The organism is Pseudomonas sp. PA-7-1E (assembly GCF_021605325.1).
Taxonomy (GTDB): domain Bacteria; phylum Pseudomonadota; class Gammaproteobacteria; order Pseudomonadales; family Pseudomonadaceae; genus Aquipseudomonas; species Aquipseudomonas fluorescens_BV.
Genome location: NZ_WKFA01000088.1, coordinates 1 through 15,451, shown reverse-complemented (window position 1 = coordinate 15,451; position 15,451 = coordinate 1). Strand labels below are relative to the sequence as shown.

Sequence of the window (15,451 nt, the reverse complement as noted above, 5' to 3'; positions counted from 1 at the left end):
GCGCAGCGGCCCCAATAAAAGCGGGAGCGCTGCGCACTCCAGCGCGAGCAAGCTCGCTCGCCACAGGAGGGGGGCTCACCACAATGGGGCGCGGCGTGTTTCAGATTGGTGCGCCAACCCACTTGAACTTCACCGAGCCCCGATTCTTCTAAGGAGTTTCGTCACCTTGTGGAGCACCGTCGTGTCCAGAATCATCTCCCCCCACACTCCGGAAGCGGCCCTGAACGACCACAGCGAACACAACGCAAAGATTTTCGGCTCGCCCAAGGACCGCCTCGACTTTTACCGGCGCGAGATCCAGTACGAAACCAGCATCCTGGCCAACCGCACCGACGCCTACCTGACCGCGCAATCCTTCCTGGTGATTGCCTTTGTCTCCGGCATGGGCAACCTCAACCCGGAATGGGGCAAGCTGTTCACGCTGGTGGTGCCGATCTTCCTGGTCTCGCTGGGTATTCTCAGTTCGCTGAATGCCTGGCCCGGTATCCGTGCGGCGTATGAAATCATCGACCACTGGCACTACAAGCAAAGCGAATTGCTGCGCAGCGAGCCGGTGATGGGCATGGCCTACGATGAATCGCCGCTGTTTTCCGAGGTGGAGTCGAGCCACAAGGGCTATCGCAAGTCGTTGTTGTTTTCCATGCGTGCGCCGTGGTTGTTCATGGTGTTCTGGCTAGTGCTGGGCATCTATGCGTTTTATATCCAGGTGGACAATCCACTGCGCTGAGCAATTGGACGGAACTTCAGCCGTGGCCGTGACGCCTTAGCTCTATGCGGTACAGATTTTTCACCGGCCTGCAAAGAGGTGCCTCATGACCCAGCCTAAAGATCCCCAGACCCACAATCGCAACGACCCAGCCATCGACGGCGGCGAGCCGGCCCCTGGCACTGCCGCCGAAGCGCCCAAGGATCCAACGCCTGCGAGCGACCCAAAGGCCAAGGAAAACGACTACAGTCCAGACTTTAGGCCTGAGCGTGAGCACAAGCCTGAAACCGATGCCGATATCGATACCCAAGGCGGTTAGAGGAGACGCACATGTCAAAAGAACTGGACGATGAACTCAACGACCCGGGCAACGAAGACCCGGGTTCGCTGATGGACGATGCCGAGGTACCGCTGAACGACCTGGATGAAGCGGCGGACGTTGGCAACACTGAAAATCAGGACTGATCCGGCGGCGGGCCCGAGGGATTGCTGAGCTTGAAGTAGACGTCTTCCTCGGCCCCGCCGTCCAGCGACACCTCCTGGCCCACCACGCGGTTATCGATCAGCGTCTGCGCCTGATCGCGGCTGATATTGACCACTGTGCTGCGCTTGCCAGTGATCACATACACCACATCCACCCCATGCTCGGCCAAAGCTGCCAGGTAGTTGGCATGGGGCAGGTCTTCGCCCAGTTCATATTGACGTTGCTCGCGTGTGGTCACGCCGCCTGCCTGCGCCAGGTATTGCTGCGAATATCCCAGGCGTTGGCGTTCCTCAAGCAATCGTTGGGCGATGTTTTTCATTAGTTGACTCGCACTGTGGGTCCTGACTGTTTGAAACCCCGGCGCGGTGCAGGATTCAATTTTTTTGCGCAGCCTGACGCTCATACCACGCCAGCATGGGCTGGGTGCTCAACCCGTGGGCCAGGATGCTCAACGCGATGACCGACAACGTCAGGTTGACCGCCACCGTACTGCTGGTGCCCACCAGCCCGTGGTTGAGCGCATAGAACAGGTAGTAAATGCTGCCGATCCCACGAATGCCGAACCAACTGACCAGGCTGCGTTGCCGCCGGTCCAACAGGCGGCCCCAAGGCATGGCGAATACACTGGCGGGGCGAATCACACAAAACAGCAACGGTGCCACCGCCAACGCGGCCCACTCCCAGTGGCTGACCAGCACGATGCCCAAGACTGTCACCAGGAACACCTCCATGGCCCGCTCCACCAGGCTGCCGAAGGCCAGCATGTCGCCCATCATCACGCCTGCCGCGATCTGGGTGTCCTTCAACTGGCTGACGTCACCATGCAAGGCTTGCTCGGGCTCGATTTCAAGGTGGCCCACCACCGGTTGCGCCAGGTGCTCGGCGGGTGTCTGGGCGTTGCCGGTGGACTTCACCTCCGCCTGGCGCAACCCCAGGCCCGCCGCGAATACCGACAGGAAGCCATAGCCGCCCACGGCTTCGGCGGTCACATAGGCAAGGGCGATCAATGCCAGTGTCAGGTAATCATTGGGCGAGAGGGTGCTGTCGGCATTGATCAGGCGCAGGCGCAACGTCACCCGGCCGATACCTCGGCCCATCCAGTAGCCGATCAATAGCCCGACCGGCACCGCCCATACCAGGTTTTTCAGCACCCAACCGCCGACCCAGTCGCCATCGAAGCCGCCGTGTTGCATGAACAGCAGGCCGAAGATCACAAACGGGAAGGCGCTGCCATCGTTCAGCCCCGCTTCGCCTGACAGACCGAAGCGCAGCGCGTCGTAGTCCTGGGCATTGTTGACCTGAACCAGGCCCGCCAGCACCGGGTCGGTCGGCGCCAGGATCGCGCCCACCAGCAGAGACACCCCCCACGACAGATCAAGCAGGTAATGCAGCAACAGCCCGGTGCCGAGGATGGTCAACAACATGACCGGGCCGGCCAGGCCGAAGGCGATGCGCCAAGTGCGATGCTTGAGCGGCAGGCGCAACTTCAGGCCGCTGACAAACAGCGAAAACAGCACTGCCACTTCGGTCAGGTGCTCCATCCAGCGCGCCGAGCCCTTGATGTCCAGATGCAGCAGGTCCACACCCAGAGGGCCGATGGCGATACCCAGCAACAGGCACACCGCCGAGGTGGTGACCGGCATCCAGCGCAAGTATGAGGAGGTGAGGGCCAGGGTAAGCAGTACGGCGCCCAATACGGCCAACCATAGAATGAAAGTCATTGTGCGTGTTCCAGGGCCGTGGTCTATGCAACTTTGAGAACGGCGACCGGAAGGGGGTTCAATGTGATTGCCTGCCATGGGGGCAAGGCCATATTTAGCCATTGAACGAAGGTTTGCCATGCACTAAGTTGGCCGCTTGTCGCCCGCGCATCTACGGATCTGCGTCTTTCTTCTTTCATCAGAGGCTCTGGCATGAAGTTTTCCCCCTTCGTTGAGCGAATTGCAGGGCAGGGCGTTGCCGCCTGGGACATCCACCACGCCGCGTCCGACGCCGCCAGCCAGGGCGAAGACGTCATCATCCTCAGCGTCGGCGATCCGGATTTCGCCACGCCGCCCTTTATCACTGACGCCGCCGTCAATGCCTTGCACGCGGGAGATTCTCACTACACCGAGATCGCCGGTCGCCCCGCACTGCGCGAGGCGATCGCCGCCCGTTACAGCCGAACCCTTGCCCGGCCGTTGGCCGCCGACAACGTGATCATCGTGCCCGGTGCGCAGAACGCGCTGTTCATCAGTTCGCTGTGCCTGTTGCAGGCCGGCGACGAAGTGCTGGTGCTCGACCCGATGTATGTCACCTACGAAGCCACGCTCAAGGCCAGCGGCGCCACTCTGGTGCGGGTGCCCTGCAGTGCTGAGGCCGGCTTTCGCCTGAATCCGTCCTTGCTCGCCGCCGCGATCACCCCGCGTACCCGGGCGATATTCTTTTCCAATCCGAACAACCCCACTGGCGTGGTGCTTGACCTGCAGGAGCTGCAAGCCATTGCCGACTTGGCCATCGCCCATGATCTGTGGGTGGTGGTGGATGAGGTCTACGAAAGCCTGGTGTTCGACGGTCAATACCACAGCCTCGCGGCATTCCCGGGCATGGCCCAGCGCTGCATTGTGATCGGCAGCTTGTCCAAGTCCCACGCCATGACCGGCTGGCGTATCGGCTGGCTCATCGCTCCAGTGCAAATGGTGCAGCACGCCGAAACCCTGCTGTTGAGCATGATGTACGGCTTGCCTGGCTTCGTGATGGAGGCGGCGACCGCCGCGGTTTTGGCCCACGATGAAGTCACTGAAGGTATGCGGGAGACCTACCGACGCCGACGTGACCTGGTAGTGACCGCCTTGAGCACCTGCCCAGGCATCCGGGTGCTGGCGCCGCAAGCCGGCATGTTCGTGCTGGTGGATGTGCGCGGTACGGGGCTGGGGTCGCTGGATTTTGCCTGGCGCCTGTTTCGCGAAGCGGGCGTGTCGGTGCTGGACGCAGCAGCCTTCGGCGAGCCGGCCCAGGGGTTCGTTCGACTGTCCTTTACCCTGGGCGAGGAGCGCCTGGCGCAAGCCTGTCGGCGGATTGTGGGGTTTGTGGAAAAGCTGACCAGTGAGCGCGCCGTGCACTGGGCATGAGTACCTGAACAACTTATTTAGTCAGCCAACGGCGGCAAACGCCGTTTCACCGGGGTTTTCTTGACGATAGCGGTGTTGGTTTCGGCATAGGTATTCAGCCGGTCCAGCAGCGTGTCGAGGTGTTCCATGGTGCGTACATGCAGGCGTGCGATAAAGCAGTCGTCCCCGGTAACCTTGTCGCACTCTGTGAACTCGGGGATCGCCTGGATCTGGCGCTCCACTTCCTGCAATTTGCCGGGCAGGGGGCGGATGCGCACGATGGCTTGCAGCAGGTAGCCGAAGTGTTTGGGGTCGATGTCGACGGTGTAGTGGGTCAGCACGCCGCGTTCTTCCAGGCGGCGCAGGCGTTCGCTGACGCTGGGTGACGACAGCCCGGTGATGCCTGCCAGGGCCTTGAGGGACAACCGCGAGTCGTCCATCAAAGCGGCGATCAGTTGCTGGTCGATGGTGTCGATCATGGTCTGTGCCTAATAAGAAAAGGTGATTTCGGGATTTTGCCTTTTTTAGTCGCTGTAGCCGTCGCCAACAGATTGCCATACTGGAGCCTCACTTGAGGAGCCTCAATCATGGATTCATCCATCCGTCGTGGGTCGTGGGAAATGGTCGCCGCCATGCTGATCTCGGGCAGCATTGGCTGGTTTGTGCTGGTGTCTGGCGTGTCGGTGATCGAGGTGGTGTTCTGGCGCTGCGTGATCGGTGCGCTGACGCTGGTACTGGTGTGCGCCTGGCTGGGTTACCTGCGCCTGGACCTGCTCAGTTGGGCAAAACTGGGGCTGGCCGTGCTCAGCGGCGTTGCCATTGTCGGCAACTGGTTGCTGCTGTTCGAATCCTATTCCCGTGCCTCCATCGCTATCAGCACCGCGGTGTACAACGTGCAGCCGTTTATCCTGGTGATGCTGGCGGCGGTGTTTCTCGGTGAAAAAATCACCGTGCAGAAATTGGCATGGTTGAGCGTGGCGTTCCTGGGCATGTTGGCGATTGTCACCGCCCATGGCGACCAAACGGGTGGAGGAGATTACCTGGTAGGCATCGCGCTGGCCCTGGGTGCGGCATTTTTGTATGCGGTCGCGGCGTTGATCATCAAGCGCCTCAAGGAAGTACCGCCACATTTGATGGCATTGATCCAGGTGACGACTGGCGCGCTATTGCTGGCGCCACTGGTGCCCTGGAATGGCCTGCCAGCATCCACCACGACGTGGGCGGCCTTGGTCACCTTGGGGGTGGTGCACACAGGTTTGATGTATGTACTGCTGTATGGCGCGATCCAGAAACTGCCGACGGCCATTACCGGCGCACTGTCGTTCATCTACCCGATTGCGGCGATCTTTGTGGATTGGATTGCGTTCGGGCATCGCCTGGGGTGGCTGCAATGGCTGGGTGTGGCGGCGATTCTGCTGGCAGCGGCAGGGTTGCAACGGGGCTGGTGGTGGCCCCGCAACCTCGGTAGGCGCGAGCTTGCTCGCGAAGAAGGTTAACGATGACGCCGCGTATCAGGGTTGAAACGCGGCGTTCTCTCGTTCTTCGCGAGCAAGCTCGCTCCTACAGGTGAGGGTTAGTGCGTGCCCTGGTAGATAAGGTTTTCCGGGTTGAAATGCTCTACCGCGCTGCCAGGCGGCGGCAGGCCGAGGATATGCCCCTTGATCTTGCCCACCACATGCATTTCGCAGGGTTTACAGTCGAACTTCAAGGTCAGCACTTCGTCACCGTGGATCAATTGCATGGGTGCCACCTTGGTCTTCACCCCGGTCACACCCTTGGCCTGTTTAGGGCACAGGTTGAACGAGAAACGCAGGCAGTGCTTGGTGATCATCACCGGCACTTCGCCGGTTTCTTCGTGGGCTTCGAAGGCCGCATCGATCAGCTTCACGCCGTGACGGTGGTAGAAGTCCCGGGCCTTCTGGTTGTAGACGTTGGCCAAAAACGACAAGTGCGCCTCGGGATACACCGGCGGCGGCGAGGTTTCAGCCTTGCGCCCACCCCGCGGATGTGCGGCGACGCGTGCGGCGGTCAGTGCTTCGATCACTTCACGGCGTAACGCCTTGAGCTGCGAGTTGGGGATGAAGAACGCTTGCGGCGCATCCAGTTCGATACGGGTGGCGTGGTACTCGGTGGTGCCGAGCTGGCCGAGCAGGTCGCGCAGGGTGTCCAGCGCCTGTTCCGGTTTGTTGGCCACGCCAAACGGGCCGGGCAGGGTGACACTGGCGCTGATGCCTTCTTCGCTGGTCGCGGTGATTTGCAGCTGCTCTTCACGCAGGCGCGCGACCCATGACAAACCGATACGGCGCTCGGCCGAGGTCTTGAGCAGGGCCTGTTGCCAGTTGTGGTCCAGGTTGCGATTGAGCGGGTGATGCGGACGCAGTTGATGCAGGCCAGCCGGCATTTCGTTGGGCTCGACGCGGTAGCGGTAGCGCTTCTCACCGTCTTCCTCGAACTCACCCTTGGGCTCGGCGATGTTGGCGCGAAAACCCACCACTTCACGCTTGATCAGCACATTGAGGCCGTCGCCGTTGGACAGTGGCTCATGGGTGACCACCTGCAAGTCGCGCTTGCCGGCTTTTTCCACGGTGCCCACGGGCAGGCCGGTAAAGGTCGGGGTGTCAAAGGCACCGATGTCGATCTTGCGGTCGCTGACAAAGTAGTCGGTGCTGCCACGGTGGAAGGTTTTTTCCGGGTCGGGCAAGAAGAAGTGCGCGGTACGGCCGCTGGAAGCGCGGGCCAGGTCCGGGCGGTCTTCGAGGATCTCATCGAGGCGCTGGCGGTAGTAGGCAGTGATGTTCTTCACATAACCCATGTCCTTGTAGCGGCCTTCGATCTTGAACGAACGCACGCCCGCTTCGACCAGGGCACGCAGGTTGGCGCTCTGGTTGTTGTCTTTCATCGACAGCAGATGCTTTTCAAAGGCCACCACGCGGCCCTGGTCATCTTTCAGGGTGTAGGGCAGGCGGCAGGCCTGGGAGCAGTCGCCACGGTTGGCGCTGCGGCCATTTTGCGCGTGGGAGATATTGCACTGCCCGGAGAACGCCACGCACAGGGCGCCGTGGATAAAGAACTCGATGGCGGCATCGGTCTCGTCGGCAATGGCGCGGATCTCTTGCAGGTTCAACTCGCGGGCCAGTACCAACTGCGAGAAACCGGCCTGGTCGAGAAACCTGGCCCGGCCCAGGGTGCGGATGTCGGTCTGGGTGCTGGCGTGCAGCTCGATCGGCGGAATATCCAGCTCCATCACGCCCAGGTCTTGCACGATCAACGCATCCACACCGGCATCGTAGAGCTGATGGATCAGCTTGCGCGCAGGTTCCAGCTCGTTGTCATGCAGGATGGTGTTGATGGTGGTGAAGACGCGGGCGTGGTAACGGCGGGCGAATTCCACCAGTTGAGCGATATCGCTCACGTCGTTACACGCTTTGGGGGGGGCGCAAAAGCTCGGCCCGCCGATATAAACGGCGTCGGCGCCGTGCAGGATAGCCTCGCGCGCGATGGCGACATCGCGGGCAGGGCTGAGCAATTCCAGGTGATGCTTGGGCAAGGACATAGTTTTTTTAGTCAGGCTTGTCACGGTCGAGGCGCGCATTGTAGCTGTGAAATGCCTGGGCGGCATCTACCGCAGGGCTGTCGGCCCTAATGCAAGCCCGTTAAGCGAACGCATTACTCAACGCAACGAAGACCCAATGTGGGAGCTGGCTTGCCTGCGAAGACGGCCTGACAGTCAACCCAGTTGGACCGTGTACATATCCATTCCTGCGGTAACTGCCACTTAGGGTTCCGCCTGACGGCGGGTCACTTTGGAAAAGAGCCCCAAAGTAACCAAAGGGCTCTTGCCCCACCACTCGGCACCTCGCCTAGGCTCGGTGTGCCCGTAATCCGCCAGTGATTTGGGGGGCCGCCGCCACGCGCCATCCATGGCGCGGGGCGGCTAAACCGGCATCCCTGCCGGTTTACCCCCCAAATCCCTGTCGAATTCCGGCCAGCGTGGTTTAACGGGGCGCCTAAGATCAAAAGCAGATCAAGATCAAGAGCGGCTCGCTTCGCATCGTGGTTACGGGGCTGCGGCGAACTGCACAGTTGTGTAGATACCTATGCTGCGATGGCGATGGAACATTCACCACCGCTATCGCAGGCAAGCCCACCTTTTTGACCGCGTTCGACATTCCGATCAGATCGGCGTTAACGGCGTCACAGATTCAAGCCTTGGCAGCCATCGCCGTCACTTCCACCCGCATACCTTCCACCGCCAAGGCGGCAACGCCCACTGCCGCCCGCACTGGCCAGGGCTTGGCGAAAAAGCGCTTGTAGACCTCGTTGAACGCAGCACGGTCGGCCATGTCGGTGAGGTAGATGGTCAGGTGCATGACCCGGTCCATGGAACTGCCGGCTTTTTCCAGCGCAACTTTCAGCGCTTGCAGAGTGCACTCGCTTTGCAGGGTGATATCGCCCAGTTCCAGGCTGCCATCGGCATGGGTGGGAATCTGGGTGGAGACCAGGATGCCGTTGAAGCCGATCACGTCGGAGGAGATGGAATCGGCGTCCGGGTCAGGGGTATAGGACAGGTCGTGGTTGGCCATGGGCACCTCGTGTTGGCAGGAACAGAAAGGCGCCATGGTCGGTGAAATTCACTCCAGGGGCAAACCCCGGCTTATATCCAGCGTCGGAACAGCACGCTGGCGTTCACGCCGCCAAAGCCGAAGCCATTGGACAGCGCGTATTCAATCGGCATGGGCCGCGCCTCATCGCGCACCATGTCCAGGCCGTCGGCGAGGGCGTCCGGGTTTTCCAGGTTGAGTGTCATTGGCGCGATCTGGTCACGCAGGGCAAGCACGGTGAAGACGGCTTCGATGCCCCCCGCAGCACCGAGCAAGTGGCCGGTGGCGGATTTTGTCGAGCTGATCGCCGGGCTACCACCAGTACCGAATAGCGTCCTGATTGCCGCCAACTCGCCTTTGTCGCCCACAGGTGTGGAGGTCGCGTGGGCATTCAGGTACTGCACCTGGGACGCCTCGATGCCCGCCTGGCGCAACGCTTGAGTCATTGCCCGGCGCGCACCGTCACCGTCTTCAGGCCCTGCGGTCATGTGATAGGCGTCTGCACTGGTGCCATAGCCCACCAGTTCGGCAATCGGCTGCGCACCCCGCGCCAGGGCATGTTCCAGCTCTTCAATCACCAGAATGCCGGCGCCTTCGCCCATCACAAAGCCGTCGCGCGCCTGATCGAAGGGTCGCGAAGCGCGCTGCGGGGTGGCGTTGAAATCGCTGGACAGCGCTCGCGCTGCGGCGAATCCGGCAAGGCTGACGCGATGAATCGCCGCTTCGGCACCGCCGCATACCGCGACGTCGACTTCCCCGGCGCGAATCATTCGCGCTGCGTCGCCGATAGCCTGAACCCCGGCGGCACACGCGGTTACTGGCGCACCCAGCGGGCCTTTCAAGCCATAGTTGATCGACACATGCCCGGCGGCCATGTTGCTCAGAAACGATGGAATGGTGAAGGGCGACAAACGACGCGGGCCCTTGCTGTCGGTGGTGCGCACCGCATCGGCAATGGCCGGGAAACCGCCGACGCCGGAGGCAATGATGGTTGCCGTGCGTTCCTGCTCTTCGGGTGTTCTGGGGGCCCAATTGGCCTGCTTCAGGGCTTCATCCGCCGCCGCCAGGGCAAACAGGATAAAGCGGTCCATCTTGCGCTGTTCCTTGGCGGCCAGCAGTCGATCAGGATCAAACCCCGCTTCGGGATCTTGAAGCACACTTTGCACCTGGCCGCCGATGGTGACCGCCAGGTCACCGATCAACTCTTGCGGCAAGCGGCGGATGCCCGACTGTCCGTCCAGCAAGCGCTGCCAAGTGGATTCCACGCTCGACCCCAGCGGCGTCAGCGCGCCCATGCCCGTCACGACGATACGTTTACTCATGCTCAATCGACTCCTGTTGCTTGAAGGGTACACAGCGTATGGACGTCACTATCATCATGAAAGTAACATGGCGTCATACAAGTTTGTACTCGCACACAGGAATACTTATGCAGCGCAAATCCCTCATCAGTGCCGAATGCCCCATCGCCCGTAGCCTTGAACGGGTAGGGGAGTGGTGGAGCATGCTGATCATGCGCGACGCCTTGCACGGCTTGCGCCGTTTTGACGAGTTCTCGCGCAGCCTGGGCATCGCGCCCAACATGCTGACGCGCCGCCTTAATGGCTTGGTAGAAGCGGGGATGCTGGAGCGCCGCGCCTACAGCGAGCGGCCGCCACGGTACGAATACGTGCCGACGGCCAGAGGCGAAGACTTTCGTATGGTGCTGATGGCGTTGGTGGCGTGGGGCAATCGGCATTACGCCGAGGAGGGCATCAGTGTCGAGGTGGTGGAACGCGAGACGGGCCGGCCGGTGCAGCCGATGATGGCGACGGAGGAAGGTGCGTGGGTGGCGATGGATCAGTGCGTGGTACAGCCCGGCCCGGCCGCCAGCGCAGGGATGCGCCAACGGCTGAGCCGTAGTGATTGATTACTCTTTTACATCCATGAACTCTTCGGCCCACGCCACATAGCTCTCAGGCAAGGTGTAGGTGTGGGTCAATTCCGTCGCACTGAGGTTCGAGGTGCTGTGGGTCAGCTGACGCTGGGCACGCAGGCTGTCGTAAGTGGCCTTGATCGCGGCGAAGTAGGCGCCATGCCCGGCCACCACGATGCGTACGCCCAGGCTGGCCAGGCGCTCGCTGTCGTGCAGTTGTGGGTTGCCGTAGGTCACCAGCATCAGCGGAACGCTGAGGTTCTCCGCGATTTGCTCCAGGTGGTCGAAGTCCTTGACGCCGACCATGCAGATGCCGTCAGCACCGGCCTTTTCGTAGGCCTTGGTCCGCGCAATCACGTCGCTGGTGGGCAGCACGCCGGCGTTGGTGCGCGCAATGATCGACAGCGCCGGGTCGACACGCGCCTCCAGCGCGGCCTTGACCTTGCCGATGCCTTCTTCGACGGAAATCAGGTCCGTGGATTTACGCCCGAATTGCGCAGGCAAGAGGGTGTCTTCGATGGTCAGCGCCGCGACGCCGGCGCGTTCCAGCTCTTCCACGGTGCGCATTACATTCAGGGCGTTGCCGTAGCCATGGTCGGCATCGGCGATGAAGGGCAACTGGGCCACACGGCCGATGCGGGTGGCTTGCTCGACGAACTCACTCAGGGTAATCAACGCAAAATCGGGGGCCGCCAGCACCTGCAGGGAGGCGACGGAGCCGCCCAGGATTCCCACTTCAAACCCCAGGTCGGCCGCGATGCGGGCAGACATGGGGTCGAATACGGAGGCGGTTTCAACGCACAGGGGCGTTGCCAGCAGGTCACGGAAGTTACGGCGTAGCGCTGAGTGAGAAATCTTGGGCATGGTCTTTCCTGGCTTTGGTCATCGTCAAGTGACGATCAATGTCTATTCGTGGTGCCGGGAGATTACCACGCAGATGCCCCTGTGATTATGACGTTTGAGCGCGGCGAGGGTTATCGAGCGACTGCACTGTACGACGTACCCAGGTCGCGGGCCCAGCCGTCGAGCACGTCCTTGACGTTGTCGGCGGTCATGACTTGCTTGTCATTGGCCAGGGGGGCACCGGTGCCTTTACGCACCATGGCCGCCACGACATCGCCGGTCGAACCATCTTCCAATGACAGCTCCGTGGCGATTTCACTGTCTCGATCGCGTATGCCTGTGGCGGCGCTCACGCCCGCTGCGACCAGGGTGATCGGCAGCCACTCATACAACCGCAGTCCCTGGGGGCTGGTGGTGATGCGGGTGATGGCAGGGCGTACTGTGAGGGTGTCAGGGCCAGGTTTTGAGGCCAGGTAAACGTATTTGCCAAGTTCCGAGCGCAGTACCAGGTCGTAGTAGCCGGTGACGTGGGAGAGCGTGCTTTGGGGGATCTGAGCGGTGGGTTCAACAGCCGGGAAAAACTGGCTAGGCGCCAGGTAGACCTGCTTGTAGCGGCCGCGCTTCAAGGCCGGGCTGATCCAACTCAGTACGGTCTGGCCCGACGGGCTCTGTTGTTCTTTAAGCAGGCTGTAGTCATGAAGAAAGCCTGTATATCGCTCGGGTTCGACCTTGTTGCTGCTGCAAGCCATCAGGCTCAGGGTGGCCGCCATCAGTAGCAGGAGTGAGCATTTACGGGCCATCAATGGGTTGCCTGTTCGTTTGGAGTGTCGTGTGACGATTCGATATGCAACTGGCCATGGGTCATGATCCAGTGGATAAGGTCGGCGATGGGAATGGAGTGGGCGTACTCGACCCAGCGCCCGGCGTCGGGGCTGTAGTGTTCGAAGTAGCGACGCAGCACGATACGGTCCAGGTCCGCGTTCAGCCCCAGGCAGGATTCCTGGAACAGCATCGGGCTGTCCTGAGCCGGGGAAGAGGTGCGCTGGCTCAGTACCAGTGGCCGCGCATCGCCTGCTGCTTGCTCGGTGTACCTGCTGCTCGAAACTTTCATAGGCGTCTTTCGTGAGTGGGAGATGTGCAGAATGCCCGACAGGTTTTGCCCAAAGATGTCCGGGTTGTGTCCGTGGCGAAGGAATGTTGCTCGATTGAAATAAATGACCCCGGCGCCGGAATGGTTTTAGATGGCGTTCTTTTTTTGGCCTGGGAATCTGTGAACGTGAGCAGACTGCTGATCGTCGATGACGACGTGGAAGTGCTGGCATTGCTGAAGAAATTCTTCGTCCAGCACGCCTATGAAGTCGACGTGGCCGCCGACGGCGAGGCCATGTGGGCGGCCATCGCACAACAGCGGCCGGACACGATCATCCTCGACCTCATGTTGCCCGGCGAAGGCGGCCTCAGCCTCTGCCAGAAAGTGCAGGCGCAGGTCGGCATCCCTATCATCATGCTCACGGCCATGGGCGAGCTGAGCGACCGCATTGTTGGCCTGGAACTGGGCGCCGACGACTACCTGACCAAACCCTTCGCCCCGCGCGAATTGCTGGCCCGCCTGCGCGCTGTGCAACGGCGTGCGGGACAGCCGGTCATCGCGGCCGACGAGCGCTCACGCCCGGTGATTGCCTTCGCCGGTTGGCATCTGGATATCACCTGTCGCGAGCTGCGTTCGCCGGAGGGCGTCATGATCCCGCTGTCCGGTGGCGAGTTCGATTTGTTGGTAGTGTTTCTCGAACACCCCCAGCGCATCCTCACCCGCGACCAGTTGATCGACCTGACCCACGGCCAGGGCCACGACGCCTTCGACCGCAGCATCGACGTGCAGGTCAGCCGGCTGCGGCGCAAGATCGAGCCCGATTGCAAGCGCCCGGACCTGATCCGCACCGTGCGCAACGGCGGCTATCTGTTCACTGCCCCGGTGACCCGCGCATGATTCGCCGCCTGCTGCGCCGCGACACCCTGAATCGGCGGATCGCCCTCACCATTCTCGCCGCAATGCTCGCCTCACTGGCCCTCAATGCCTTGTTCGTGCAGGTGGCCGGGGTGTGGGCGCGTCCGCCCATCGACCGCACGGGGTTGCTGGAGCAGATGGCCGCGACACTGAAAGTGATCGAGGCCGCGCCTGCGCCGTTGCGCTCGCACTTGGCGGCAGCGGCCAGCGATGCCCGGTTGCAGGTGACGTGGCATACCGACCCCGTGGATTTCGGCCTGCCCAGCGGCGGCAACGTGCTACAGGCGGGCGAAGTCCCGGGGATACAGGCGTTGTTTGGCACGGGGCGCACCATTCAGGTGTACAGCCCGGACGATTGGCCGCGTGGCAGCCCCGACGCGCATTATGTCGCGCTGGTGCAGTTACTTGATGGCAGCTGGTTGTCCTTCATCCCACCCGAACGCAGTTGGGGCCTGAGTGCACCCACGCGGATTGCGGTGATCATCATCCTGGGGTTGATCGCCACCTTGCTGGTCGCCTGGGTGGCCACCCGGCAATTGGCCAAGCCGTTGCAGCGTTTCGCCAGTGCCGCCAGACGCTTCGGCGGCGATCTGCGCGCACCGCCCATCGACATCGAAGGCCCCGACGAAATACGCCAGGCCACTATCGCCTTCAACACCATGCAGGCGCAGATCCAGCACTTCATCGGCGAACGCACCCAGATGCTGGCAGCCATTTCCCATGACTTGCGCGCGCCTTTGACGCGGATACGCCTGCGCTGTGAGTTCATGGAGGATCTGGACCATCAGCACAAGCTGATTCGCGATGTCGAGGAAATGCAGTCGATGATCAACGCCGCGCTGGCGTTTTTCCGCGACGATACGGTGCTGGAGCACAGCACGGCATTCGATCTGTCTGAACTGCTGCAAACCATCATCGACGACTATCGCGACCAGCAGCTGGTGGTCGACTTCCGGGGGCCGCCCCATCTGGTCTATCACGGCCGGCCACTGGCGCTTAAACGGGTGGTGGTCAACCTGCTGGAAAATGCCGCCAAGTATGCCCGTCACCCCGGCATTGCTCTGAGTGTTGACGATCAGAGGGTACGCATCGAGGTCAGCGACGAGGGCCCGGGGATTCCCGAAGCGGACCTGGAGCGTGTGTTCGACCCTTTCTTTCGTCTCGAGACCTCACGCAACCGCAATACCGGTGGGGTAGGGCTTGGGCTCTCGGCAGCGCGGGCCATTGTGCGCGAGCAGGGCGGTGAGCTGAGCCTGAGCAATCGACGTGGTTCGGGGTTGGCGGCTCGGGTTGAATTGCCGCGCTAGCGTGATGCGATATGCGCATTATTAATGAATTAGGTTATGCGTTATCAGTATTTTACATCTCGCCTTCAGCACCACGAAAATAGCCCGGACACCAAAAACCTGTGGCGAGGGGGCTTGCTCCCGCTGGGGCGCGAAGCGGCCCTGCTCTTTGTCAGGAGCATGGGGCCGCTACGCTGCCCAGCGGGAGCAAGCTCCCTCGCCACAGATAAAAGCTTTTTAAAACCGAGACCGTGCGTGCGGATCGATTTGAATGCCCCACAAGGCATCTGGAGACGAACGTGCGTTACCTCAAAACCCTGGCGGCCGGGTTGGCCGCCTCTTTGCTGTGCCTGACGGCGCAGGCCCAAACCCTGGTGGTCGGCGACCAGAGCTACAACGCTCAGGCCGTGATGGAAGCGGCGGGGGTGCTCGATGACCTGCCTTACACGCTGGACTGGAAGCAGTTCACGGCCGGGTCGCCGGTGGCCGAAGCGCTCAACGTCGGCAGCCTGGACCTGGGCC

Annotated in this window: 16 protein-coding genes and 2 pseudogenes; 9 read left to right on the top strand and 9 right to left on the bottom strand. The window is 61.7% G+C overall.

The window, feature by feature from the left end; translation table 11 throughout:
* Positions 1-181: 181 nt before the first annotated feature.
* The 3 genes from GIW79_RS28435 (at position 182) to GIW79_RS29650 (ending at position 1,171) form a co-directional block, all read left to right on the top strand.
* Positions 182-727, top strand: coding sequence for a hypothetical protein (locus tag GIW79_RS28435; RefSeq protein ID WP_014718415.1), 546 nt, complete (start codon positions 182-184; stop codon positions 725-727).
* Positions 728-812: 85 nt separating this feature from the next.
* A complete protein-coding gene (locus GIW79_RS28430; RefSeq protein ID WP_072446696.1) occupies positions 813-1,025 on the top strand; it encodes a hypothetical protein in 213 nt (70 codons plus the stop codon).
* A gap of 11 nt (positions 1,026-1,036) precedes the next feature.
* Complete coding sequence (locus GIW79_RS29650) at positions 1,037-1,171, top strand: hypothetical protein (RefSeq protein ID WP_014718417.1); 135 nt, start codon at positions 1,037-1,039, stop codon at positions 1,169-1,171.
* Here GIW79_RS29650 and GIW79_RS28425 read toward each other — a convergent pair.
* Both GIW79_RS28425 and GIW79_RS28420 read right to left on the bottom strand, forming a co-directional pair.
* Positions 1,162-1,509 (bottom strand): helix-turn-helix domain-containing protein, encoded by a 348-nt coding sequence (locus GIW79_RS28425; RefSeq protein WP_054899059.1) that lies wholly within the window; start codon positions 1,507-1,509, stop codon positions 1,162-1,164. The two genes, GIW79_RS29650 and GIW79_RS28425, sit on opposite strands and share 10 nt — an antisense overlap.
* A 55-nt stretch (positions 1,510-1,564) precedes the next feature.
* Positions 1,565-2,911 (bottom strand): cation:proton antiporter, encoded by a 1,347-nt coding sequence (locus GIW79_RS28420; RefSeq protein WP_181125484.1) that lies wholly within the window; start codon positions 2,909-2,911, stop codon positions 1,565-1,567.
* A gap of 192 nt (positions 2,912-3,103) precedes the next feature.
* Between GIW79_RS28420 and GIW79_RS28415 the strand changes: the two are divergent.
* Positions 3,104-4,279 (top strand): annotated as a pseudogene (locus GIW79_RS28415) (pyridoxal phosphate-dependent aminotransferase); the annotation flags it as partial.
* Positions 4,280-4,317: 38 nt separating this feature from the next.
* Here the strand turns inward: GIW79_RS28415 and GIW79_RS28410 are convergent.
* The gene (locus tag GIW79_RS28410) at positions 4,318-4,758 is read right to left on the bottom strand and encodes an Lrp/AsnC family transcriptional regulator (protein ID WP_034119698.1); all 441 of its coding nucleotides are present in this window, start codon (positions 4,756-4,758) and stop codon (positions 4,318-4,320) included.
* A gap of 108 nt (positions 4,759-4,866) precedes the next feature.
* Between GIW79_RS28410 and GIW79_RS28405 the strand changes: the two genes are divergently transcribed.
* A complete protein-coding gene (locus GIW79_RS28405; protein ID WP_096144665.1) occupies positions 4,867-5,775 on the top strand; it encodes a DMT family transporter in 909 nt (302 codons plus the stop codon).
* Between the two features lie 77 nt (positions 5,776-5,852).
* On the opposite strand, the gene GIW79_RS28400 is transcribed toward GIW79_RS28405, so the two are convergent.
* The 3 genes from GIW79_RS28400 to fabF form a co-directional block, all read right to left on the bottom strand.
* Positions 5,853-7,832 carry a peptidase U32 family protein gene (locus tag GIW79_RS28400; protein ID WP_236477458.1) on the bottom strand — a complete coding sequence of 660 codons (1,980 nt, stop codon included), beginning with the start codon at positions 7,830-7,832 and terminating at the stop codon, positions 5,853-5,855.
* A 649-nt stretch (positions 7,833-8,481) separates the two neighbouring features.
* Positions 8,482-8,862, bottom strand: a complete 381-nt coding sequence (locus GIW79_RS28395; protein ID WP_014718423.1) for a RidA family protein — start codon at positions 8,860-8,862, stop codon at positions 8,482-8,484.
* 71 nt (positions 8,863-8,933) lie between these two features.
* Positions 8,934-10,202: a beta-ketoacyl-ACP synthase II gene (gene fabF, locus GIW79_RS28390; protein ID WP_236454031.1), complete on the bottom strand. Its 1,269-nt coding sequence runs from the start codon at positions 10,200-10,202 to the stop codon at positions 8,934-8,936.
* A gap of 107 nt (positions 10,203-10,309) precedes the next feature.
* Here fabF and GIW79_RS28385 point away from each other — a divergent pair, with 107 nt between their 5' ends.
* Positions 10,310-10,789: a winged helix-turn-helix transcriptional regulator gene (locus tag GIW79_RS28385; protein WP_057975954.1), complete on the top strand. Its 480-nt coding sequence runs from the start codon at positions 10,310-10,312 to the stop codon at positions 10,787-10,789.
* Here the strand turns inward: GIW79_RS28385 and GIW79_RS28380 are convergent, their stop codons facing one another.
* From GIW79_RS28380 to GIW79_RS28370, 3 genes are all read right to left on the bottom strand, one after another.
* Positions 10,790-11,659 (bottom strand): isocitrate lyase/PEP mutase family protein, encoded by an 870-nt coding sequence (locus GIW79_RS28380; RefSeq protein WP_014718426.1) that lies wholly within the window; start codon positions 11,657-11,659, stop codon positions 10,790-10,792.
* A gap of 110 nt (positions 11,660-11,769) precedes the next feature.
* Positions 11,770-12,438, bottom strand: a complete 669-nt coding sequence (locus tag GIW79_RS28375; RefSeq protein ID WP_198791753.1) for a DUF3313 domain-containing protein — start codon at positions 12,436-12,438, stop codon at positions 11,770-11,772.
* Complete coding sequence (locus GIW79_RS28370) at positions 12,438-12,749, bottom strand: hypothetical protein (RefSeq protein WP_054918920.1); 312 nt, start codon at positions 12,747-12,749, stop codon at positions 12,438-12,440. Before GIW79_RS28370 ends, GIW79_RS28375 begins: the two co-directional genes overlap by 1 nt.
* A 165-nt stretch (positions 12,750-12,914) precedes the next feature.
* Here GIW79_RS28370 and GIW79_RS28365 point away from each other — a divergent pair, with 165 nt between their 5' ends.
* From GIW79_RS28365 to GIW79_RS28355, 3 genes and pseudogenes are all read left to right on the top strand, one after another.
* Positions 12,915-13,625, top strand: coding sequence for a response regulator (locus GIW79_RS28365; RefSeq protein ID WP_372241970.1), 711 nt, complete (start codon positions 12,915-12,917; stop codon positions 13,623-13,625).
* A complete protein-coding gene (locus tag GIW79_RS28360; protein ID WP_236454025.1) occupies positions 13,622-14,950 on the top strand; it encodes an ATP-binding protein in 1,329 nt (442 codons plus the stop codon). The genes GIW79_RS28365 and GIW79_RS28360 overlap by 4 nt, the downstream gene beginning before the upstream one ends.
* Before the next feature lie 278 nt (positions 14,951-15,228).
* Positions 15,229-15,451: pseudogene (locus GIW79_RS28355) on the top strand (sulfonate ABC transporter substrate-binding protein); the annotation flags it as partial.